Annotated in this window: 8 protein-coding genes; 6 read left to right on the forward strand and 2 right to left on the reverse strand. The window is 62.5% G+C overall.

Translation table 11 applies throughout. The annotated features are described in order from the left end of the window. Nucleotides 1-64: 64 nt before the first annotated feature. The 6 genes from R4P64_RS22070 to R4P64_RS22095 all read left to right on the forward strand — a co-directional run bounded on the left by R4P64_RS22070 (nucleotide 65) and on the right by R4P64_RS22095 (nucleotide 6,609). A complete protein-coding gene (locus R4P64_RS22070; protein WP_033231684.1) occupies nucleotides 65-1,900 on the forward strand; it encodes an acyl-CoA dehydrogenase in 1,836 nt (611 codons plus the stop codon). A gap of 186 nt (nucleotides 1,901-2,086) precedes the next feature. Next, on the forward strand, nucleotides 2,087-2,818 hold the full coding sequence (locus tag R4P64_RS22075) for an ATP-binding cassette domain-containing protein (protein ID WP_411742697.1): 732 nt from the start codon (nucleotides 2,087-2,089) through the stop codon (nucleotides 2,816-2,818). A gap of 5 nt (nucleotides 2,819-2,823) precedes the next feature. Further along, entirely contained in the window at nucleotides 2,824-4,836 is a 2,013-nt protein-coding gene (locus R4P64_RS22080) for a YhgE/Pip domain-containing protein (protein WP_317822746.1), read from the forward strand. Nucleotides 4,837-4,888: 52 nt separating this feature from the next. Beyond that, the gene (locus tag R4P64_RS22085) at nucleotides 4,889-5,116 is read left to right on the forward strand and encodes a helix-turn-helix transcriptional regulator (RefSeq protein ID WP_095886997.1); all 228 of its coding nucleotides are present in this window, start codon (nucleotides 4,889-4,891) and stop codon (nucleotides 5,114-5,116) included. After that, the gene (locus tag R4P64_RS22090) at nucleotides 5,113-5,601 is read left to right on the forward strand and encodes a hypothetical protein (protein WP_317541122.1); all 489 of its coding nucleotides are present in this window, start codon (nucleotides 5,113-5,115) and stop codon (nucleotides 5,599-5,601) included. Before R4P64_RS22085 ends, R4P64_RS22090 begins: the two co-directional genes overlap by 4 nt. Nucleotides 5,602-5,718: 117 nt before the next feature. Further along, entirely contained in the window at nucleotides 5,719-6,609 is an 891-nt protein-coding gene (locus tag R4P64_RS22095) for a glycosyltransferase (RefSeq protein WP_317822747.1), read from the forward strand. A 3-nt stretch (nucleotides 6,610-6,612) separates the two neighbouring features. Here the strand turns inward: R4P64_RS22095 and R4P64_RS22100 are convergent, their stop codons facing one another. Together R4P64_RS22100 and R4P64_RS22105 are read right to left on the reverse strand one after the other, a co-directional pair. Next, a complete protein-coding gene (locus R4P64_RS22100) occupies nucleotides 6,613-7,524 on the reverse strand; it encodes a glycosyltransferase family 2 protein (RefSeq protein ID WP_317822748.1) in 912 nt (303 codons plus the stop codon). Beyond that, nucleotides 7,521-24,788, reverse strand: a complete 17,268-nt coding sequence (locus R4P64_RS22105; RefSeq protein ID WP_317822749.1) for a non-ribosomal peptide synthetase — start codon at nucleotides 24,786-24,788, stop codon at nucleotides 7,521-7,523. The genes R4P64_RS22100 and R4P64_RS22105 overlap by 4 nt, the downstream gene beginning before the upstream one ends. Between the last annotated feature and the right edge of the window lie 171 nt (nucleotides 24,789-24,959).

Genomic DNA, 24,959 nt, shown 5'->3' on the forward strand with positions numbered 1-24,959 from the left:
GAGTAATAAACTTCGGGCGGTACTAGGAGTGCTGGACCGCACCACCTCACTGGGAGAAGCAGACATGGGCCATTACAAGAGCAACGTCAGGGACCTCGAGTTCAACCTCTTCGAGGTACTCGGACTGGAAAAGCCACTGAGCGAAGGCGCTTGGGGCGATCTCGATGCCGACACCGTCCGCAGCATGCTGGCCGAGGTCGCACGACTGGCAGAGGGACCGCTCGCCGAGTCCTTCGCCGACGCCGACCGTAACCCGCCTGTCTTCGACCCGGAGACCCACGAGGCGAAGCTTCCCGAATCCTTCAAGAAGTCCTTCCGCACCATGTGGGACGCCGAGTGGTTCCGCATGGGCCTGAGCGAAGAGGTCGGCGGCGTACCCGTCCCCCGCACGGTCGTGTGGGCGATCGCCGAAATGCTCCTCGGCGCGCAGCCGGCCGCATTCATGTACCAGGCCGGCCCCTCCTTCGCCGACGTGCTGTTCAACAACGGCACCGAAGAGCAGAAGAGCTGGGCAGCCACTGCTGTCGAACGCGGCTGGGGCGCCACCATGGTCCTCACCGAGCCCGACGCAGGCTCCGACGTCGGCGCCGGCCGCACCAAGGCGATCAAGCAGGACGACGGCTCCTGGCACATCGAAGGTGTCAAGCGCTTCATCACGTCCGCAACCTCGGATGATCTGTTCGAGAACATCTTCCACCTCGTCCTCGCTCGCCCCGAAGGCGCCGGCCCCGGCACCAAGGGTCTGAGCCTGTTCTTCGTCCCGAAGACGCACTTCAACTTCGAGACCAACGAACTCGGCGAGCGCAACGGCGTCTTCGTCACCAACGTCGAGCACAAGATGGGCCTCAAGGCATCCACCACGTGTGAGCTCACCTTCGGTGGCCACGGCGTCCCCGCCCAGGGCTGGCTGGTCGGCGAGGTTCACAACGGCATCGCGCAGATGTTCGACGTCATCGAGCACGCTCGAATGATGGTGGGCACCAAGGCTATCTCCACCCTTTCCACCGGCTACCTCAACGCTCTCGACTACGCAAAGCAGCGCGTCCAGGGTGCCGATCTCACCCAGATGACCAACAAGGCCGCACCGCGCGTCACCATCACGCACCACCCCGACGTGCGTCGTAGCCTCGCGATGCAGAAGGCATACGCCGAAGGCCTGCGTGCGGTGTACCTCTACACCGCGGCGCACCAGGACGAGATCGTCGCCAAGCATGTCTCGGGCGCCGACAAGGACACCGCGTTCCGCGTCAACGACCTCATGCTCCCCATCGTCAAGGGCGTCGGCTCCGAGCGCGCGTACCAGTACCTGACCGACAGCCTCCAGACCCTCGGCGGCTCGGGATTCCTGCAGGACTACCCGATCGAGCAGTACATCCGCGACTCCAAGATCGACTCGCTGTACGAAGGAACCACCGCCATCCAGGCTCAGGACTTCTTCTTCCGCAAGATCGCTCGTGACCGCGGTGTCGCCCTCGCTCACATCGCCGGACAGATCAAGACGTTCATCGACAGCGAAGCAGGCAACGGTCGCCTCAAGGCGGAACGCGCACTGCTTGCTACCGCCCTCGAAGACGTCCAGACCATGGCGGCAACCCTCACCGGGTTCCTCATGGGCGCCCAGGAGCAGCCTTCCGAGCTGTACAAGGTCGGACTCGGCTCGGTGCGCTTCCTGATGGCTGTCGGCGACCTGATCATCGGCTGGCAGCTGCTGCGCCAGTCGGAGATCGCTATCGCAGCGCTGGACAACGGCGCTTCCGACAAGGACAAGGCGTTCTACGAGGGCAAGGTCGCCATCGCGTCCTTCTTCGCCAAGAACGTACTGCCGGAACTCACCGCGTCACGCGAGATCATCGCCAACACGGAGAACGACATCATGGAGATCGACGAAGCTGCATTCTGATCGACTGAAACGGGTCCGGCCGCTGAGGGTTTTCCCTCGGCGGCCGGACCCGTTTCAGTTCGCTGATCGTGAAGGTTTTTACTCGCGCAGCGAGCAGAAACCTTCACGATCGGCCGCCCACTCGGGGCACCAGTTCGGGTTGTCTGTGGTTGGCTGAACCAGCACTGCCGACTCCAACCCGAAAAGGTGATCGCCGTGGCCGCTCCGCACGAGGCGTACGAATCTCAGCCCGAGTACACGCGCGAGACAGCAGTAACAGCGCGGGGACTACGCCTCGACGGACCGTGGGGCCCGGTATTCGGCCCGGTAGACCTCGACATCGGAGCCGGCGGCGTCACCGTCATCGAAGGCTCGGCCGGATCCGGACGCACCTCACTGCTCCTGGCACTGAGCGGGCGATTGAAGCCCAGTTCCGGGTCACTGAACGTATTCGGACGTACCCGCCCGCGCGACATCTTCGACATCTGCTCCATCGCCGGTTTCGAGGACATCGACGAACTGGCACAGTCGGTCACCGTTCGCGACCTCGTCACGGAGCAGATCCGTTGGGATGCACCATGGTACAAATTGATCGGCCGCGCCGGTGACGAGCAACTCGCCGCCGTCTGCGGGCCGGTGTTCGGCGATCACCCACTACCGCGCCTCGGTCAGTACGTCAGCGATCTCGGTGAACTCGAAGCCACCCTGCTGCGGATCGCCGTCGCGAACACCAAGAAGACCGCGGTGCTCGTCATCGACGACCTCGAGCAGGTACGACGCGATTACGAGCGCGCCTACCTGGTGGAGCGACTCGCCGACCTGGGCCGATATCAGACCGTCATCTGCTCCACGGTGAATCCGCTGCCCGAAGGAACACCGGTCGACGTGCTCACTCTGCGCGACGATGTCACCTATCCCGATCAAGAAGGCGCGAGGTAGCGGCGATGCTTGCAGGAATGTCACTCGGAACCGAGCTGAAGCGGTTCTCCCGGGGAGTCATGCCCCGAATCGCACTCGTCACCATCATCCTCATGCCACTGTTGTACGGCGCAATGTACTTGTGGGCGTTCTGGAATCCGTTCGGCGAGGTCAACAAGGTTCCGGTCGCGCTGGTCAACATCGATCGCGGCGCCATGGTTCAAGGGAAAGAACTCAACGCGGGTGACCAGGTGAGCCAAGCCCTCCTCGACTCCGGCGAACTGGACCTACACCTCGTCTCCCCCGCCGAAGCAGCGCAGGGCGTTTCGGACGGCACGTACTACTTCTCGTTGACACTGCCCGAGAATTTCAGTGAAGCGGTCGCCTCGCCCACGTCCGACAACCCACGTAAAGCCCAGTTGCAGTTCGCCTTCAACGACGTGAACAACTACCTGGCCACGATCATCGGCCAAAATGCCGCCCAGCAGATTCTCAACCAGGTGGGCGCCACGATCGGCGCACAATCCGTCGAGACCGTGTTGCTGGGACTCACCGACGCGGGCGCCGGGCTGAAACAGGCCGCTGACGGAGCACAACAACTCTCCGCCGGCATGACAACCGCAAACGACGGCGCAGCCCAACTTGCCAGTGGCTCGAAGACTTTGGCGGACAACATGGTGACCGCCCGCGACGGCGCCGCCACCCTTGCCGACGGTACCGCGCAACTATCGGCGGGAATCGACACCGCAACCGGTGGAATCCTGGCGCTCACCGACGGATTGGGACAACTCGATGTGGGTGCCGGTCAACTGGGCAACGGCGCAACAGAACTCAGCGGCGGCGTCACCCAAGTTGTCGACACCCTCGATGTTCTGGGCGACACGCAAGCTCAGGCAACACAGTTGGTGGGCCAAGCCGTGGCAGCACTGCGCCTGAATCCCGATCCCGTTTCGCAGCAAATCGCCAACGCGTTGGCACCCGCCCAGGACATCCTGCGCACCCAAGGGTTCGGCGAATCCACCATGGGACAACTGGCCGAGCTCAAAAGCGGCGCACAGCAACTCGCGTATCAACTCGGAGATCCGTCGAGCACCTTCCGTGCCGGCCTGAGCGCGGCAGTCGGCGGCGGCGGCGAACTGCGCAGCGGACTCGTCCAGCTACGCGACGGAGGCCAACAGGTCAATGCCGGCGCCCAAACACTGAGCAGTGGTCTCGTACAGCTCACCGACGGCAGTATCGAACTCTCCGACGGCGCCGCTCAACTCGCCGAGGGAACCCCGAAGTTGCAGGCCGGCGCGTCCGAACTTGCCACCAAGCTCACCGAAGGCTCCGGGCAGGTGCCGAGTTGGACTGACGAGCAGCGCACCGCGGCAGCGCAAACGCTCTCCAGTCCGGTCGAACTGCAGGAAACCTACAAGAACCGAGCCGCCACCTTCGGCACCGGTTTCGCTCCGTTCTTCCTGCCTCTCGCATTGTTCGTGGGCGGCATCATCACGTGGATGTTGCTCAAGCCACTACAGAACCGCCCGATCGCCAACGGACTGGGAGCGCTGCGCGTTGTGTTGGCGTCGTACTGGCCGGCACTGCTGATCGGCGTCTGCCAGGTAATCGTCATGTACGTGGTGGTGCACTTCGGAGTGGGACTGCATGCCACCCATATCGCGGGCACCGTCGGATTCCTCATTCTCATCACGGCCACCTACATGGCACTCATCCAAGCCTTCAACGCGATATTCGGTGTGTCCGTCGGACGCGTTGTCACCCTGGCGTTCCTGATGTTGCAGCTGGTTTCGGCCGGCGGAATCTATCCCGTCGAAACCACAGCCAAACCCTTCCAGATCATTCATCCGTTCGATCCGATGACGTACGCCGTCAACGGTTTACGCCAGCTCACGGTAGGCGGAATCGACTCGAGGCTCTGGGTGTCCATCGCAGTCCTCAGCGGCGTGCTGATCGCATCACTGACCGCCAGTTCGCTTGCCGCCCGGCGCAATCGGCAATGGACGATGGATAGATTGCATCCGCCGATCGAGGTCTAGCGCTGTGACAAGTCTACTTGACATTGAATGACAAGTGTCCTTTACTTTTCCTATGGTCGAAAGAGCCGGAGACAACCGAGTGCGTGAGCACCGACGCCTCATTGGGCTCACCCAGGCGCAGCTGGCCACAGCTGGGCAAGTGAGCCGGCAGAGCATCGTCTCCATCGAACGCGGTGACTACGCGCCCAGTGTCTACCTGGCAATACGGCTGGCAGGAGCGCTGGGAACCACCGTCGAAACACTCTTCCCGCTACCGGAACATGCCGAGGAGACAGTATGAGCACGATGATGAAGGCACTGCGGTTCGTCGGCGATCTGGACGACGACTTCTACAAGGACGAGCGCCAACGCGACGTGTGGAACGAAGCCTCAGCGGTCGGGTTCCAACTGGCGTACTGGATCGCCTTGATCGCGGCGGCAATTCTTCCGTGGGTTGCCGGACGAACCGGCGCGTGGATCTCATTCGGACTGATCATCGGATGGTTTGTCTGTTCGATGGCGGTGCTGCGCTACGCACAGGTCCATGATGTCGATGTCTACGCAAGCATGAAGGGTCTCGACCCCCGAGTTCTCGTGGCCGGGTCCGTCTACGTGATCGCACTGATCGGCGTCGTCGCACAACTGATGGCTCGGCCGGGCGAGGGAATCGCAACCTGGGCCGGCCGTGGAGTCGGTGCGCTCATCGGACTCACTGCTGCCGTCCTGGTCGTCAAGCGCCACCAGAGGCGCGCCGCCCTACGCGACGAGGCGGACGAGCTTCTCTGAGCGCCCATCTTTTCTGACAGCCCATCTTTTCTGACGGCCCAGAAGTTCGCGGCAACCGAATAGAGTGGAGGCGCGCTCGGGCTCTACCTGCTCGGGTCCCCACTATTCGGAGGTCAGATGCCCAGCCCACTCCCGGACTTGGTGTCGGTTGTCATACCCGCGTACAACGCCACCGAACTGATCGACGAACAGCTGGACGCGCTGGCCGCACAGGATTACGTAGGCCGCTTCGAAGTAATCGTCAGCGACAACGGTTCTACCGACGGTCTTCGGCGGCACCTGGAGAACTATCCCCACGCGGCCGCGCTCGCGCTACGGCTGATCGACAGCAGCGACAAGCCCGGTGCGGCGCACGCCCGCAATGCCGGTGTGGCACAGTCCAAGGGCGAGCTGATCGCATTCGCCGACGCCGACGACCGCGTCCACTCCGGGTGGCTCAGCGCGATGGTGGAAGCATGCACGCGCTACGACGCAGTGGGCGGCACTCTCGAAACGGCGTCGATCAACTCTGCCGACGTTGCCTCCTGGCGGCCACTTCCGGCACGCGGTACTCTACCGATCATCCACGGATACCTCCCGGTCACGCCGAGCTGCAGTTTTGCCGCACCCCGATCGCTCATCGACGAACTTGGTGGATGGAACGAGGAATACACCGGTTCCGGCGAAGACTTCGAGTTCTGCGTGCGACTTCAATTGCGAGGCTTTACTCTCGGACAGGCCACCGACGCCGTGACCGCTTACCGCCTGCGTGACTCGTACTTAGAACACTGGCGGCAGAACGTGGCGGGCGGACGTGCCGATGCCAAGCTCTACGCGAGTTTCCGCGACCACGGTATGCCTCGTCGGTCGCCCATTGCCCTGGCTGACACGATTGCCTACATTGTCTTCCGAAATCCCTTGATTCCGAGGAAGGTCCGGAGAAACACCACGGGAATGTGGCTCTTCCACCTCGCCAATCTGTACGGACGCATCCGTGGCAGCATCGAAAACCGTGTCTACTACCTCTGAAAGTCAGAGATAGACGATGCGGTACTTGATACTGCCTTTGATCCGGCCCACCAGATTACCGGTGGTCCATACCCATTCGCCCCGACGACTACGTGACCATGCCCAAGGCCACACCGGCAGCAATGCCACCACGACACCGGCATGCACGAGCGGCCAGTACCAGGCGCGGCCAGGAGCGTCGTACTGCCGCGCCACTCTGGCTTCTTCCTCGGCGTAACTCACCACCTGACGCCACGACTCGCGCATACCCGTCCGAAAGCGGTAGGCGACAATCGCTTCGGGGCTGTTACCCAAGGTGTAGCCCTTTATCTGTGCGCGCCAACAGAACTCGACATCGCTGCCGGCTGCCGGATAGCTCTCGTCCCAGCCACCGATATCGTCGAATACCTCGCGCCAGATGCCGAGGTTGCAGCCGAAGGTGATCGGTAGGAAACGACCGAGCACTTGAAGTTCGTCGGGTTCCGGTAACGCACGCCAACGTGCCACAACCGGGTCGTTCAGGGTGTGTTTCTCCAGTGGGCCACCAACAAGATCGTAGGACGCCGACGCCGACGCCATAGCGGTGAGCCACCCCGGATGAACGCGATCGTCCTGATCGCAGTACGCCACAAACGGATACCGGCTCGCCCGCGTACCGACGTTACGCGCGGACGACGTTCCCGGCACCGACGAGGAATCGACCACGCGAAGTGCCAGTTGGTCGCGAAGCGGATGCTCCTCCACATGCGTACGCAGCGCAGGCTCGCCCGCGTTGTCGCTGATCACCACTTCGAAACGGCCGTCGAAGTCCTGACCTGCCAGTGCGTGCAACTGCTCGTCGAGGAGCGGCAGCGCGTGGAAGGCTGCGATCACTACCGAGATAGATTCCGCTGAGCCTGCCGACCTTGCCGAATTTCTCCCCACATGGCTACTCATGTGAGTTGTCTCCCCAATTCCTCGACAGTACGACCTTCGGCCGAGAGTACCGACTCCACTATCCGGATGTAGTCCCGCACTATCTGTTCGGCACTACTGCGACGCAGTAGTGCCACCGGATAGACCAACGCTCCGGTCAGCCCACTCGGCACGTTATCCGAGAAGTGTTCGGTAATCGCGTATTCCAATTCATGCTTCGCCACACAGTTCGAGAAGGGCTCGGATCGAACCGACAGGCCATGGGCGTCGATGTCGATTCCGGCTTCGGCACGTTGAAGAATCAGCGTCGCAGGGAAGAGCACATTCATCGACTCCGACTCCGGCAAGCCCAGCGCCTCGATCAACCGCGGGCCCGAGATGTCGGGATGAGCCAAACCGTCGAGCAACGACGAACGAACCTGCTCGACAACATCATCGAACGCGATCCCCTTTTCGACGTGTATCCGCATGAGTACGTCTTCGGCGAAGTTACCCACCATGTCGTCGAGAAGCCGATCGCCACGACCGGCGTTTGCCGTCGCTACCCGAACGTCGGGATTCTCGGCGAGGGCGCTCAGTTGAACGGCAAACGCGGCTTGGAGAATCATGAACAGACTGACGCCCCGGTCGTGCGCATACGCCGTCAAATCAGCATGCAACTGCGAATCGATGTCGAACTCGACGGTCTCGCCTGCCGTCTGCCACACCGCCGGCCTGGGATGATCGAGTCGAAGCATCGGACGCGGTTCCCGGCCGATAACGTTCTGCCAGTGACGAACCTGTCGATTCAGTTCACTGTCCGGATCGAGCGCCGAACCCAGAATCTTGTGCTTCCAGACCGAGTAGTCACCGAATTGAACCGGCAATTCCTGCCACGAGGGTTCGAGGCCGGCGCTACGTGAGGCATACGCGATCAGAACATCACGCGTCAGCGGCCCCATTGAATACCCGTCCGCGGAAATGTGGTGCACAACGATGGCGAGAACAAACTCCTCGGTTCCCAACTGCAGCACTTGCATTCGGAACGGAAGGTCGGTGGTCACGTCGAAGTCGGACCAGAGGAACCCGTGCAGCACCGCAGCCAACTCCGCCTCCGACACCTGCTTCGGCTGCAGATCCAGGGGGACGTCGGCCACCGGCACGACAACCTGAACGGGTCCGTCCGGCGTCGGCGGATAGATCGTGCGGAGCGATTCGTGGCGGGTCAAGAGATCGGTAGCGGCAGCAGCCAGCACCGTGTGGTCGATCTTGCCCCGTAGACGCAACGCAATCGGCACATTCCAATCACTGCCCTGCTGGGCGCGATTTGCCGCCCAGATCCGCTCCTGCGCAGGCGCCAGGGGTACTACCGCGCCCGCCGGACGCCTCACCAAATCGGGTCCACGGTCGGCACTGCTCGCCGCGGCGCCGACGAGAACCGCCAGTTCGGCGACGGTCTGCGCGTCGAAGACAGACCGGACCGCGATCTCTGCCGAACCGGACTCTCGCAGCCGTGCAACCACTCGTGTTGCCAGCAAAGAGTTTCCGCCGACCTGGAAGAAGTTGTCATTCATGCTGACGCTCTCGAGTTCGAGCACGTCGGCAACCGTGGCAGCAACCAATCGTTCCGTTGCATTCGTGGGCGCAACAAACTCCCGCTGCGGGATTCGAGGCTCGGGCAGACGGCCGCGGTCGATTTTGCCGTTTGCATTGTGCGGCAACTGCTCGAGCACCTCGACGACGGAAGGCACCATGTATCCCGGCAGCCGGAATCGAAGGTGTTTGTCCAGTTCCTCGAGATCGAACAGATCCGAACTCGGTGCGCTCACGTAGGCGACGAGTCGCGCGGCGGCACCGTTCGGCGAGTAGACGCTCACCACTGCTTCTCCTACACCGGGATAGCCGGCCAGTGCGGACTCGATCTCTCCCAACTCGATGCGGAATCCACGGAGCTTGAGCTGCAGGTCGATCCGGCCCAGATAAGTCAGCGAGCCGTCGCGGCGACGACTGACAAGGTCGCCTGTGCGGTAGAGCCGACCGCCCGGGGCACCGAACGGATCCGCCACGAAGCGCTCGGCAGTGAGCGCCGAACGACCCAGGTATCCACGTGCCAACTGAATTCCCGACAAGTAGAGCTCGCCCGCTACTCCGTCCGGAACGTGGTGCAAACGAGAGTCCAGAACGTACGCAGACACACCCGGTTCGGGCAGTCCGATAGGTATCGCGCGGGTGTCGGCGCCGGACACCCGATGCCGAGTGGCGCTGACCGCTACCTCGGTGGGACCGTAGAGATTATGCAGGCTCGCAGGGGATATAGCGCCGAACCTCGCTGCAAGTGATACCGGCAATTCCTCACCGATGCACAGCACATTCCGCACGCATTCAGGGAATCCGGTGTCGGCCGCTGCGGTAAGCATCAGCAACATCGAAGGAACAAGATGTACGTCGGTGATCGACTCCTTCTCGATGACCGACAGCAACACCTCGGGTTCGAATTGCGAGTCCTGCGGTGCCAGCACGAGTCTGGCACCCACGTGCAGCGCCCACCAGTACTCCCAGATCGACAGATCGAAGCCTGCCGACGTCTTGACGAGCACAGCACTCGACGCGTCCATCGGGTATTCCTGCTGCATCCCGCGCAACTGATTGACCACCGCGGCATGAGGTACCACGACGCCCTTGGGCACACCCGTCGACCCGGACGTGAAAATCACGTATGCCGGGTGATCACCACGCAGCGGCGCGCGGCGCTCGACATCGGTCATCGCACCTTTGGAATGACCGCTCAGATCGAGTGTATGAAGGTCGACCTCCACCCAACTTCCACTGCCCACTCCGTCCGCACCACCTGCGGTCACCACCACGCTGGGTGCAGCCGTGTCCAACACGAGCGCAATTCGCTCTGTGGGCTGCGTGAGTTCCACCGGCACGTAGGCGCCGCCCGCCTCGACCACCGCGTACATCGCGATCACCTGGTCGATCGAACGCCGAACAGCAACTGCCACCTGAGTTTCCGGCCCAACTCCGAGCTCGACGAGATACCGCGCCAGCGCGCACACCCGTTGCTGCATCTGCGCGTAACTCAGCGTCTCATCGCCAGAGGTGATCGCGGGTGCGTCCGGACTGATCCTGACCTGTGCGTGAAACTCGGAAGCAAGTGTCACAGCTCCGTGCACCAACCCGGTTCCACCACTGGCAATCCCGTCGATGCGGCGATGATCCGCACTCGACAGCAGCGGGATATCTCCACAAGGGAGGTCCACAGAATCGATTGCGGAATCGATGATCCGGAGGTAGCGATCGGCAAAGTCGGCGATGGTATCGGAATCGAAAAGGTCGGTGGCGTAGACAATTTGCGCCGCCATGGGTCCCGATTCGCCGTCTGCGCCGGGAACCAGGGTCAGATGGAGATCGAATTCCGCCAGTTCGATATCCGGATCGACGACGGACACCTCCAGTCCCGGCAAGGCAAAGGTCATATCGCCAAGGTTCTGGAACGAGAGTGCGACCTGGAACAGGGGATGATGAGCCTGTGTCCTTGTCGGCTCCAGTACCTCCACCAGCCGTTCGAAGGGGATATCCGCGTTGGCAAATGCACCGAGATCCACTTCTCGCACCATGTCGACCGCATCGGAAAAACTCGTTGACGGCGGCAAAACCGTCCGCAGCGCAAGGGTATTGACGAACATACCGACCACCGGATCAAGAGCCTGCTCGCCGCGGCCGGCGACGGGAGTTCCGATCGTGACGTCATCGGTGCCGGCAAGTCGCCCGAGGAGCACCGCCAAAGCGGTGTGCATGAGCATGAATACCGTAACGCCTCGAGCAGCGGCAAGATCGCGCAGCGAAGTGTGCAGTTCTGCGTTCACCTCGAACTGATATCTGGCACCCACAAACGACTGCCGTGCAGGCCGAGGACGATCACAGGGAAGATCGAGCACTTCTGGGGCACCGCTCAGTTGCCCGCGCCAGTAGCCGAGTTGTTGCGCAGCAACCGAACCCGATTCCTTCTCGTCACCGAGCACCGTTCGCTGCCAGATCGCGAAGTCGGCGTACTGGATCTCGAGTGGCGCCCACGTAGGTGCGAAGCCGCTGATGCGAGCCGCGTACGCAGTCATCGTGTCTGCCGCCAGCTGCGCCATCGAATAGCCGTCGGCACTGATGTGGTGAACCACCAGCACCAGTACATGGACGGGAACTGCATCCGCAACTCGGCCACCCACCCGGAGCAGGTCGACATGGATCGGAACCCTCGCGGTGACGTCGAAGGGTGTTCTCGCCGACGCCAGAATACGCTCGTGCAGGGAAGTTTCCGGAGTCCACTCGGCTTGCAACTCCGCGTCGAGCGATGACGGCGGCAGCACGTCCTGATACGGACCGGCCACTGCATCCGGGTACACCGTCCGCAGCACCTCGTGCCGTGTTACGACATCTGTGATCGCCGACCCGAGCGCTACCACGTCAAGGTCACCCGTCACACGCAGCACAATCGGAATGTTCTCCGTAGCCGACGTCGGATCGAAACGATTGAGGAACCACATCCTCTGCTGCGCAAGCGACAACGGGACGCGTTCGGGACGTGCAAGCGCGCGCAGCGGTGGACGCGTCGAAGCACCTCGAGTGATTCGTGGTGCCAACTCCGCCACTGTGGGTGCGTCGAAAAGATCACGCACACTCAACCCTGCGTCGAATGCCTCGTTTGCACGGGCTACCAATCGAGTGGCAAGCAAGGAATTGCCGCCGATCTCGAAGAATCCGTCGTGAATACCCACAGTTTCCGAGCCGGTCACTGTTTCGAAGATGCCGGCCAGCGCCACTTCGTCATCGGTTCGCGGCGCCACGTACACACGTTGCTCGAAAACAGGTTCAGGCAGGGCTTTTCGATCCAGTTTTCCGGCCGGCGTCACAGGCAGCGAATCGATGAACGTGATTGATGCCGGACGCATGTACGTCGGCAGATGTGACGCGAGGTGTGCGCGCAATCCTGCACGTTCAATCTCGACACCTCGGTGAGCGAGCACATACGCCACCAGCACCGGCTCGGACGATTGCGGACCACGGTAGGCGATCGCCACCGCAGCAGCGACATTCGGATAAGTCGCTACGGCCGACTCCACCTCACCCAATTCGATCCGGTAACCCCGGATCTTCACCTGATCGTCGCCGCGCCCGCAATAGCGGAGCTCTCGAGTAGCGGCGTTCGGACCCGTCAGACGTACCCGGTCGCCCGTTCGATAGGTGCGAGAACCCGGAGCGCCGTCCGGGTCCGCGACGAAGCGCGACGCCGTCAGGCCGGGTTTTTCGTGATAACCCCTAGCCAACGCAGCGCCCGACAGATACAGCTCACCCTCGATACCCGGGGGAACCGGCACAAGCCCGTCCCCACGCACCACGGCCGTTGTACCTACTACGGGAGTGCCGATCGACACCGGCACTGACGGATCCATCGGACCGCATTGTGTTGCCATCACCGTGGATTCGGTGGGTCCGTACGCGTTGTACATCCGTCGACCGTCGCCCCACGTCCGAACCAGAGCCTCGGAGCATTGGTCACCGCCGACGATGACCACCGACAGTTCCGGTAGGTGTTGCGCATCCATCGACTCCAACGCCGACGGGGTTACAAAAGCATGAGTGACGTGCTGTTCACGAAGGAGCTGCGTCAGCTCTGTGCCGCCGTACACGTCGTCGGGGACGACAACCATCGCCGCACCCACACCGAACGCCAAGAGCAACTCGAGTACCGAGGCATCGAAGCTCGTCGACGCGAATTGCATAGTGCGTGAACGGGCATCGACTCCGTAGTGCTTCTGCGCCTCCACAAATGCGGACAGGCCGCCGTGAGTGACCGCTACTGCTTTCGGCGTGCCGGTCGAGCCTGACGTGTAGATCAGATATGCGACGTTGGACAAACGGATCGGGGAGCCTCGGTCGCTGTCCACGATCGGGGCACCATCCGGCTCACTCCGGCTCCGCAGATCACCGAGGTCCAACACCTCGATCCGAGCAGAAAGATTCGCCGGCAGAACCCGTTCCACGTCAGACCCTATAACTAGCGTCGTACCTGAATCCTCGAGCATGTGCACGATGCGATCGGCCGGGTAATTCGGATCGACGGGAAGGAACGCGGCCCCGGACTTTGCTACTGCCCACACCGCAATCACGTAGTCGAACGAGCGGGGTACACAAATCGCGACAACGGATTCCGGCCCGAAACCGCGTCGAATCAATGTGCGCGCCAGAATATTCGACGCTCGGTCCAACTCGACGTAGGACAACTGGTCGCCGCGGTCAGGATCGATCAGTGCCGTCGTGCCGAGCGAAACCCCACCCTCCAGGATCTCGGGCAACGTCAGCCTCGTTCCGTCGAACGGCACAGCCTCCGGAAATTGATCCGTGGCAAGTCGCAGATCGATCGAACGCACGGCAATCGTTGCATCGGCCGCAACCACGTTCAACACGCGGGCGAGCCGATCTACCAGGCTCTGAGCCGTCGACTCGTCGAACAGGTCTGTGGCATAGGCCAATTCCAGATCCAGCCCGGAAGGTTCACCCGAAACACCCAGCGTTGACGTTGCGCTCCACTCGAGGTCGAAGCGCACCGAACCGGTGTCGATTGGTTCCACCTCGACGCCGCCGAGATCGCCGGCCGCAATCTGCACCAGGTCTGCAGCCGATTCGGCGACCGTGACCGTGCTCTGGAACACCGGGTGGTGGCTTCGCATCGGCAACACCCCGACGGCCTCCACGACGTGCTCGAACGCGACGTCTGCATTTGCCAGCGCCGCGAGATCTTGTGCGCGCACCACGGCAAGAAGCTCGCCGAACGAGGCAACGGGATCAACTGCCGTACGCAACGCCACCGTTCCCACGAACATGCCGATCGTATCGGCCAAACGCGGGTCGTTTCGGCCCGAAACCGGTGTCCCCACAACGATGTCCGACCCCGCGCCCAGTTGGGACAGCAAGGCCACCACACCGGCGTGCACGACCATGAACATCGAAACCTGCTGCGCTCGGGCGAGATCTGCCAAGCCTTGACGGACAGCCGGCGTCAGGGGGCAACTGACCCGCGCTCCGCGCTGAGTGGGCTGATCGGTTCGTGGCCTGTCCCACGGAAGTTCGAGCAGGGCCGGAGCGTCGGCAAGCTCTTCTCGCCAGTATGCAAGCTGCTGCCCCGCAACAGACTGCGGATCCCCCGGGTCGCCGACAGCAGCACGATTCCACAACACGTAGTCGACGTACTGGTACACCAGTGGAACCCACTGCGGTCTACCTCCCGAAACTCGAGCAACGTACGCCTGCACCAGTTCCCGCAACAGGATCGGTATCGATGCGCCGTCTCCGGCAATATGGTGCAGCACCAGAACCAGCGTGTGGCGGTCTGCACCGACACGGAGGCAGTGCACCCGCAATGGCCCACGAGCGGTGATATCGAAGCTGCCCGAGATCAACTCACGCATCCGCGCGGTGCGCTGTTCGGAACCGGTACCGCTCAAGTCCTCGAAAGTGACTGCCGCACTGTCGGTACCTGGCGCGTCCGCTTCCTGGACGACCTGTGCGACGCCGTCGCCGCTCTCGACATACACCGTGCGCAAAACCTCGTGCCGGATCACCAGATCCCCTACCGCCGCAACAAGTGCCGCGGCGTTCAGGTCGTTGTTCACCGTTACTGCCCCAGCGATGTTGTAGGCAGCCGACGAGGGATCGAGTCGGTTCAGAACCCACATTCTCTGTTGAGCCGGCGAGAGCGGCAGCCGCTCCGGCCGAGCCAGCTCCCCCAGACGCGCGGACTCCTCGACGCGGCGAGGCAACTGCGCGAGTGCATCTGCCAGCCCGGCCACTGTCGGATTGTCGAAAATATCGCGCAATCGGAGGTCTGCGCCCATCCGCGCGTTGACCTCACCGATTATGCGATTGGCCACCAGCGAATTTCCGCCGAGATCGAAGAAGTCCCGGTCGACGCTCACCTCGTCGTGGCCCAGCACCGCGCGGAACACCTCGGCGATCTCGGCTTCGGCCGCGTTTCGCGGTGCGAGAACCACTCGGTCGATCGGCCGTTCCGGCGTCGGCAGGGCTCGGCGATCGAGCTTGCCGGTAGAACCGAGCGGGAGTTCGCTCAGCACTGTGACCGAGCTGGGCACCATGTACGCAGGCAAAGTCTGCCGCACATCCGACAGTAGTTGTGCCGTGTCGGGAACGATGTCATCCGTAAGCACCACGTAGGTTGCGATTTCGGCACCGGTCGCCGGATTTTCGTAGACCGTTGCCACCGCACCGGCAACACCCGGCAGTCCGACGAAGGCTGCCTCGATGTCCCCCAGCTCCAGTCGCTGACCTCGCAGCTTCACCTGGAAGTCACTGCGCCCCAGATACTCGAGGGTCCCGTCAGCACGCCACGCGACCACGTCGCCTGTTCGGTACATCCGGCTGCCCGGGGCGAACGGGTTCGCGAGGAAGCGACCGGCCGACAGATCGCTCCGCCCGACATAGCCCCGCGCCAACTGAACGCCCGCCAGATACAACTCTCCACGCACGCCGACAGGGACGGGATTCAATCGCGAATCCAGGACGTAAACAGCGGTGCCGCTTACCGGGGAGCCTATCGAGATCTCCGGCCCGCCCAGAGCCACCGAGCGAGGCACCTCGACTGCGGTGACGTCCACAGCGGCCTCGGTGGGGCCGTAGAGGTTGTGCATCTCGACCTGCGCCAAACGGTGAAGCGCGGCAGCACTCGTCAGTGACAGTGCCTCGCCACTGGTGAATACGATGCGCAGGCTCTGGAACATGGGTGCGCTCTCGACATGAGAGCCGACAAATGCATCCAGCATCGAAGGAACGAAGTGAACCACCGTCACCTGTGACCGGTCGATCAACTCCCCCAGATATCGCGGATCGCGGTGGCCGTCCGGCGAGGCGATCACCAGCATTGCCCCGATCACCGCAGGCAGTAACAGCTCCCACACCGACACGTCGAACGTCGCCGGTGTCTTGAGCAGGAACACGTCTTCTCGGTCGAGGGAGTAATCATCTCTCATCCACGTCAGACGGTTGACCAGACTCTCATGCGACACCACAACGCCCTTCGGCTCACCGGTGGAACCAGACGTGAAGATCACGTATGCCGGATGTCCACCGAGCAGCGGGCGCATGCGGTCGCAATCCTCGATCGGATCGGACGAGTAATGCGCAGTGTCGAATTCAGCCAGTACCGCCTCGGTGATCGTCAGCGTCGCACCGGCAGCTGACATCATCGCGTCGATCCTCGGTCGAGGCAGGCCGGGATCCACCGGTAGATAGGCTCCACCAGCGGCCAGCACGGCGTGCACTGACACGACAAGGTCGATTCCGCGCGGAAGTTCCAGTGCCACTATCTTTTCCGGACCAATTCCGTGATCGATCAGCAGCCTGGCCAACCTGTTCACCCGAGATCGGAATTCGTCTTCGGTCAGTACCTGATCCGCCGATCTCAACGCCACGGCGTCGCTGCTCGGTGCAGCTCGCTCGGCGAGCAACTCGGAGTACGTGCAGGGCACTCCGACAACAGTTTTGGGACCACTGCCCCAATTGTCGAGGATCAGCTCTCGCTCGGTGCGCCCGAGAATATCCGCCGAGCCGATCCCGGCGGCGGGATCAGCGACCAACGTCGCAAGCAACCCGGTGAATCGCTGCGCAATGGACACTGCCGTCGCCCGGTCGAAGATATCAACGGCGTAGGTCAGCAGGACGTCGAGCGCCTGCTCCGGATCCGGATCTGTCGCAACAGTCAGATGCAGATCGAAACGCGACACCGGTAGATCGATCGGGATGGGACGCGCTCTCACCCCGGCCAATTCGATCTCTGTGGGAACCGCATCCTGAAAAGCCAGCATCACCTGGAAAAGCGGGTGAAATGAACCCGAGCGCGGTGGATCGAGTGCGGCCACAACCTGTTCGAACGGAACATCGCTGTTACTCATCGCCTCGATGTCCGAGCGACTCACCTGCGCCACGAGGTCGTCGAACGAGAGGTCCGGATCGACGGCAGTACGCAGAACCACTGTGCCGACAAACATTCCGACGAGGTTGTCCACCGACTCATGGGTACGTCCGGCAACGGGCGTACCGACCGCGACGTCGCCCTGACCGGACAACCGTGCCAACAGAACCGCGACGACAGAGTGGACTACGGCAAACAGAGTTGTGCGGCGCGAACGAGCAAACCCTCGCAACAGTTGGTGCACGTCGCCGCTCACCTGGAACCGCACTGTGGCGCCCTCGGCAGAGCGCACCTGACCGCGGGGCCTATCTGTTGGCAGATCAAGCACCGCTGGTAGGTCGGCCAACGTCGACTGCCAGTATTCGAGTTGTCCGTCGAAGCGCCCGGTAGCGGTCGCGGTATCGGATACAAGACTCCGCTGCCATAGTGCAAAATCTGCATACTGCAACGGAAGCGGCGACCAAGCCGGCGCGTTGCCGTTGGCCCGTGCCGAGTACGCGATCATCAGATCACGGATCAAGGGGCCCATCGACAGACCGTCCGCCGCAATATGATGCACCACAAGCACCAGAACGTGCGCATGGTCACCGATCCGGAGCAGGACCCCGCGGAGCGGTACCTCGCGGGTCAGATCGAAGCCCCGACCGGCGAGTTTCGCGATCAGCTCGCCCACGTTCTCCGGTTCGACGTCGGCTGCCGGCTGCAAAATCCACGACGGCGCATCGAGAACATACTGGCGGGCAACACCATCGAACTCCGGGTAGTAGGTCCGCAGTACCTCGTGCCGGTCGATGATGTCCGACATCGCCGTCGCCAAGGCCGAGGGGTCGAGATCGCCGTCCAGACCGAGGGCAACCGGAAGGTTGTACACCGGCGACTGCGGATCGAGCCGGCCGAGAAACCACATACGTTCCTGCGCTACGGACAGCGGCACAATGTCCGGACGCGGCGGTGGCGGCAGCGGCGGAACACCGAAGGCGGCCGAGCTGCGGGGCGCACTCTCGATCCAATGGGCCAACTCGGCAACGGTCGGAGCGTCGAAAAGCGCCCGGATCGGAACCTCCCGGGAGAACACTCCCGTCAGCTTGTGTGTCACCCTCGTTGCGACCAGTGAGTTTCCACCGATCTCGAAGAAATTGTCGGCTCGTCCGACGTTCTCGATCCCGAGGATCTCCTCGATGATGTCGGCAACCTGCTGTTCGACGTGCCCTTGCGGCGAGCGGTATTCACGAAGCACCGGAGTCGGTTCCGGCAAAGTCCGCCGATCGATTTTGCCGTTCGCATTCAGTGGGATCGAGTCGAGAACCTCGAGAACAGTGGGCACCATGTAGCCGGGCAGCACGCCCTTGAGATCGGCAAGAACGGCTGATCCGTCGAAGGTGGCGCCCTCTGCGGGAACTATGTACGCCACCAAGGACGCCGATTCCGGAGCCGACCGCCACTCGTGGACGATGACCGCGCACGCACGCACACGCCGATCTCGGCCGAGCGCCGCTTCGATCTCCCCCAGTTCGATGCGCTGGCCCCGCAGTTTGATCTGGGAATCATTACGGCCCAGGTACTCCAGCACACCGTTCTTGCGATGGCGAACCAGGTCACCGGTGCGGTACATCCGTCGTCCTTCTCCGGACCACGGTCCCGCCACAAATCGTTCGGCGGTCAGATCCGCCCGACCCTCGTACCACGACGCCAACTGCGCACCACCGAGATACAACTCGCCGGGAACGCCGAGCGGGACCTGCTTCAGACGCGAATCCAGCACCAGCAGCTGTGTATTCCACACCGGTGTGCCGATCGGGACGGTGGCGTCCTGCACGTCGTCGCAGTCGAACGCAGTGACGCTCACCGCTGCCTCGGTCGGTCCGTAGAGGTTGTGAATCTCTACGTCGAGATTGCGTCGAAGTTCTGCAACAGTGTGCGGACGCAACGCTTCACCGATGCACAGAACACGGCGCAGCGACGGCTGATCCACTCCGCCACCGGATTCGAGAAACGCGTCGAGGAGCGAGGGAACAAAATGTGCTGTCGTGACCTCGAAGTCACGCATCGCCGTGGCGACATACTCCGGATCACGATGTCCGTCCGGCCGGGCGAGCGCCAACCGCGCGCCGCTGATCAACGGCCAGAACAGTTCCCACACCGACAGGTCGAACGTGATCGGCGTCTTCTGAAGCACGGTGTCTGTGCCGCCGAGCGGGTACCGATCCTGCTTCCAGAGCAGTTGATTCACTACCGCCGAATGCGAAACCGCGACGCCCTTCGGTATTCCCGTCGATCCCGACGTGTAGATCACGTACGCCGCGTTGTCCGGTCGCAGGGGGCGAATCCTGTCTCGGTCCGTGATCGGACCCGACAACTCGGCCGGCACGCCTTGGCGATCCACCACAAACACGTCAACCGGGCTGACTCGGGCCGCAGCCTCACACTGGGTACGGACCGCTTCTACGGTCAGCATCAAGACGGGCGACGCGGAGGACAGAATCCGCGCAATCCGTTCGGTGGGAGCACTCGGGTCGACGGGTACGTACGCGGCACCCGCTTGCAGTACCGCGCACAGTGCCACCATCATGGCCGGCGAACGCTCGATGGCGACGGCAACACGATCCTCGGTTCCGATCCCCTTCGAGATCAGCGTCCTGGCCAGATCTCCGACCTGGCAAGCGAACTCGCCGTAGGACATCGACATCGTGTCCGTGACAAGAGCAATCGCGTCGGGGGTGGCGCCTGCCTGAGCGGACAGCAGGTCGGCAAGGGTCGCGGGCGGCAGAGCATGGCGCGTGTTGTTGAGCGCACCGATCACGGTCGTCGATCGATCGGTGGTCAGATCGATATCGCCGATCACCCGATCCGACTGCGCGACTACGGCTTCCAGGATGTGCACGAACTTGTGAGCGAACCGGGCGACAGTTTCTTCGTCGAAGAGTGCGTCGGCATAGTCCCACTGCATGTGCACCTCGGTCGGCGCAGTCGGGCTGGTCTTCTCGGACAACGTCAAGTGCAGGTCGAACTTCGAAATACCCAGCTGCAGATCGATGATCTCGGCCTCGAGACCGTCGAGCACCAACGATCCGGAATTGAGATTCTGATAGGAGAATCCAACTTGGAAAAGTGGATGATGTGCGGCCGAACGCTCCGGGTTGAGTAGTTCCACCAAACGCTCGAACGGTATGTCGGCATTCGCGAACGCCCCGAGGTCTACGTCTCGAACCTGGTCGAGGAGTGCCGAGAACGTCTCGTGCGCATGCACCTTGGTACGTAAGACCACCGTGCCGACGAACATGCCGACAAGATCGTCGAGAGCCGGATCGCCGCGTCCTGCAACGGGAGTGCCCACCGAGATGTCGGACGTGGCACTGAGTCTGGCCAGCAGCACGGCCAACGCCGCGTGCATGACCATGAAAGCCGTTGCACCGGAGCGTACTGCCAGCGCCGAGACCCGTGCGAACAGATCGGCGTCGATCGAGCCGGAGAACGCCTGCCCGCTGGTCGACACAAGCGCTGGGCGAGCACGGTCGCTTGGCAGATCCAACCGAACCGGAAGGCCGCCCAGTTGCCGTGACCAGTACTCGGTCTGTGTCCTCGACAACGAATGCGGATCGAGTTCGCTGCCCATCAACTCTCGATGCCAGAGAGTGTAATCCGCGTACTGAACCGGCAAGGGTTCAAAGCCTGGATCTCGGTTCTCGAGCCGAGCCAGGTACGCCTGAGCGATATCGCGCGCCAGGGGCGCCGTCGAGGACCCGTCGGCACTGATGTGGTGGATGACGAGGATCAGCACATGTTCGCTCGGCCCGACCTTGAACAAGGCGGCGCGAAAGGGAATCTCGGAAGATACGTCAAACCCTTGGCGCGCGAAGCGTTCGAGTTCGCCAGCCAGATCTTCCCGTGAGACCTCCCGCAACGGTAGCCCCGTCGCCTGGTCGCTGATCGGAGCGATGCGCTGAATCGGTCCGTCCGGTGAATCCGGATAGCTCGTGCGCAGCACCTCGTGTCGATCGACCACGTCGCCGAATGCGCCGGCAAGAGCCACATGATCGAGTTCACCCGACAGTCGAACTGCCACCGGAATGTTGTATGCAGCTGAGCCGGTGTCGAATTGATTGAGAAACCACATGCGGTGTTGTGCGGGCGAAACACCGATCGGGCTGGTTCGAGGCATGGGCCGTAGTGCGGGTCGGCCGGCCTCCGGCGTGAGACCGGCGAGCTTGTCGGCAAGCGCACGCACCGACGGTGCTTCGAAAATCGATCGCACAGCCACTGTGGTGCCAAGCGCTCGCCCGAGCACACTCGCCACCCGAGTAGCTGTCAGTGAGTTTCCACCCAACGCAAAAAATTCGTCGTGCGCTCCGACGGTGTCTGCTCCGGTTGACTCGGAATAGGTTGCAGCAACCAGTGATTCCAAACCAGGTGCGGGTTCGATATACGGGGCCCGGTTCCACACCGGCGCCGGCAGAGCCGTCCGATCGAGCTTGCCGGCGGAGGTGAGCGGTATCCGATCGATCACCATGAGCGCAGAGGGAATCATGTGCGACGCCAGGAGCGGTTGCACGTGTGCGAGGACACCGGCAGTGTCGATCGCCCGACCGGAGACCGGAAGCAGATACGAGACCAGCGACGCGGAATCACCGGACGGCCCACCTTCGTAGGTGATCGTGATTGCCGACTCCACGTCGCGGTGGCTGGTAAGCGCCGCGTCGATCTCACCCAACTCGATGCGAAAACCACGGATTTTCACCTGGAAGTCGGCGCGCCCGAGATAACGCAACATACCCTCGGGTGTCCACTGCACCAGGTCTCCGGTCCGATAGATCCGGGAACCGTTGGCCGCCAGTGGGTTTGCTACAAAAGTTGCGGCAGTCAGGGATAGTCTCCGATGGTAACCACGGGCGAGTCCCCTGCCACTGACATACAGCTCGCCGGTGACGCCCCGAGGAACCGGCTGCAGGAACTTGTCAAGCACCACCACTGACGTACCGGTGATCGGATAACCGATATCTACGGGTGCACCAGGATCCAACGGTCCCGCAACCGTCGCCATGATTGTCGACTCGGTCGGTCCGTACGCGTTGAACATCGCGCGCCCGCGCGCCCATTTTGCTGCCAGTTCCGGCGGACACGCTTCACCACCGACAATGACCACAGCAAGGTCCGGGAGTTGTTCGGGCTCCACCGAGGCCAGCGCTGAAGGCGTCAAGAACGCGTGCGTGATTCGCTCGGCACGCAGGAAATCGGTGAGCTGTTCACCGCCGTAGAGATACGGGGGTGCAATCACCATTGCCGCCCCGGCTCCAAATGCGAGAATCAGCTCGAGGATGGACGCGTCGAATCCGGGAGACGCGAATTGCAATGTGCGAGAGTGCGGTTTCACACCGTAGCGATGCTGTTGCTCGGCCGCGAACGACGCGATCCCGGAATGGGTAATCGCCACACCTTTGGGCTTTCCGGTCGAACCGGAGGTGTAGATCAGGTATGCCACATCGCTGATCCGAATGCGAGGACGCTCAGCGTCGGTGATCGGAGCCGCAGAGGTGGAAGCGAATTCGGATCGCGCGAGCTCGTCGTCGAAATCCACAGTGATCGGGTGATACGGCCAGTTCCGACCGGCTGCGATCACCACGGCAGCGCCACAATCGGCGATCGTCGCTTCGATCCTGGCCGCCGGAAGGTCCGGATCGATGGGGACGAATGCGCTTCCGGACTGGAGCACTGCCAGTTCTGCGACAACCAGTCGCGGCCCTCTCGGCAGCACCACTGGCACAAAACTTCCCGGTCCGACACCGCGGGCCAGCAACATCCGGGTGAGCTTGTTCGCGCGGGCGCCGACTTCGCGGTAGGTCAGAACCTCGTCCCCGTGAACTATCGCGGGGCTGTCCGGATGACGGCTGACGGCGCCCGTGAGGACGTTCTGCATCAGAGTGGGCTCCGGGGCGGGTCGACCGTACGCAGGCACCAGGTCACGCCGATCGTCTTCTCCGACAAGCGAAATCTCGGCGACGCGCCGATCACTGGGCGCGTTGACAAATCGATCCAGTAACTGCAGGAAGCGACTGTGGTGATTCGCGAGCTCAGCGCGGCTGTACAACGATGGGTTGGCCTCGAGGTCCACGCGCGATTCCTGGTCCGCGACGCTGGGATAAACGTTGATCGACAGGTCCTCGACCGGCCCGGTCGACAGAATGTGCAATCGTCCGGTCATCGATCCGAAAGTGAGTTCGTTACCGAACATCATGATGTTGACGGCCGGTCCGAAAAGCCCACGCCGGCCGGAGGATTGAATCTCCCCGCGATCGGCTGCGTCCCGCCTCATATCTTCGAATCGGTACCGCTGATGACGGAGTGCACCGGTCAGCTCCAACGACGCATCCGCCACCAGATCGGCAACCGTTGTTGTTGCGGTGACCGACAATCGGATCGGAACGACGTTGGAGACCATCCCGCCCGAGTTGCGCAACAGAGCATTCACTCGCGACGAGACCGGCAAGCTCAGTACTACATCGGAGCTGCCGGTCATCTTTGCGAAGTAGAGCGCTGTGGATGCGACGGCTATCGATGAAAACGTGGCCGTCAGACGCACTGCTGCGCTGTCGATCGCGGTGGCCGTCTGCGCGGGCAATGCTCCGCTGACCACCTTCGAGTGGGTGTCGAGCGTCCCGCTTCGATCGGCCAGACTGATCGGATCGGGTAGGTCGCGTAGCCGCTCTGCCCAGTGCTTCGCGTCCAGCTGGAATCTGCTCGACTGTCGATACTTCTGTTCATCGGAGACAATTTCCGGCAACGGCACCGCCTTGCTCGGCCTGGGTTCACGACCGGCCACCGCCGCTGTGTAGCGCTCGGCAACTCTGTCGACAAGTGTCTTCGCGCCGAAACCGTCGAGCGCGATGTGATGGATGCGGGCGTACAGGAAGTGCCTGCGATCGGCGACACGAATCAGCGCCACCTCGATCGATCGATCCCGAACGATGTCGATGGGCGTGCTGTACTCGTCCTGCATCCACTCCTGAGCGGCGGCCTCGGGATCGAATTCGGAACGCAAGTCGAGTCTGATCAGTTCGTCACGCTGAGTGTCGTCGACGACTTGATACGGCACCGGCTCAGCCGCGACAAAACGAATCATCGCCGTTCCGAGTTCACGGGCGGTGTGTCTGGCTGCCTCGGTGAGCAGATCGGCGTCGAGATCCCCGTCGATCGCGACGTACTGAGCAATCGTGATCGGAACGGAGCCGGCCGCATGTTGTGCGAACCAGATACTCTTCTGCGCTGCGGACAGCTCGAACGCCCCGGCCGGCAGATTCGAGAAATCCCGAGCGCCACCAACAACTACCGACATCGCTCGTCATCCCCAATTCACACATCCACGAACCACGCTGTACACGCAAGCAGAAAAGCTTAGGCTAACCTATAGCTTCGTTCGCGAATCGACCCGGTGGCGATCGGCACAGATCAGGTGACATCCTCTCAACTCGATGGATCCCGCGCGAAACCTGGTCTGTACGCTCGT

This window comes from Rhodococcus sp. IEGM 1366 (genome assembly GCF_033142425.1).
In the GTDB taxonomy this organism is placed as follows: domain Bacteria; phylum Actinomycetota; class Actinomycetes; order Mycobacteriales; family Mycobacteriaceae; genus Rhodococcus_F; species Rhodococcus_F globerula.

Coding starts and splice junctions, on each gene's coding strand:
- R4P64_RS22080 (WP_317822746.1), top strand. CDS start 2,824: ATGCTTGCAGGAATGTCACTCGGAACCGAGCTGAAGCGGTTCTCCCGG.
- R4P64_RS22105 (WP_317822749.1), bottom strand. CDS start 24,788: ATGTCGGTAGTTGTTGGTGGCGCTCGGGATTTCTCGAATCTGCCGGCC.
- R4P64_RS22100 (WP_317822748.1), bottom strand. CDS start 7,524: ATGAGTAGCCATGTGGGGAGAAATTCGGCAAGGTCGGCAGGCTCAGCG.
- R4P64_RS22095 (WP_317822747.1), top strand. CDS start 5,719: ATGCCCAGCCCACTCCCGGACTTGGTGTCGGTTGTCATACCCGCGTAC.
- R4P64_RS22090 (WP_317541122.1), top strand. CDS start 5,113: ATGAGCACGATGATGAAGGCACTGCGGTTCGTCGGCGATCTGGACGAC.
- R4P64_RS22070 (WP_033231684.1), top strand. CDS start 65: ATGGGCCATTACAAGAGCAACGTCAGGGACCTCGAGTTCAACCTCTTC.
- R4P64_RS22085 (WP_095886997.1), top strand. CDS start 4,889: ATGGTCGAAAGAGCCGGAGACAACCGAGTGCGTGAGCACCGACGCCTC.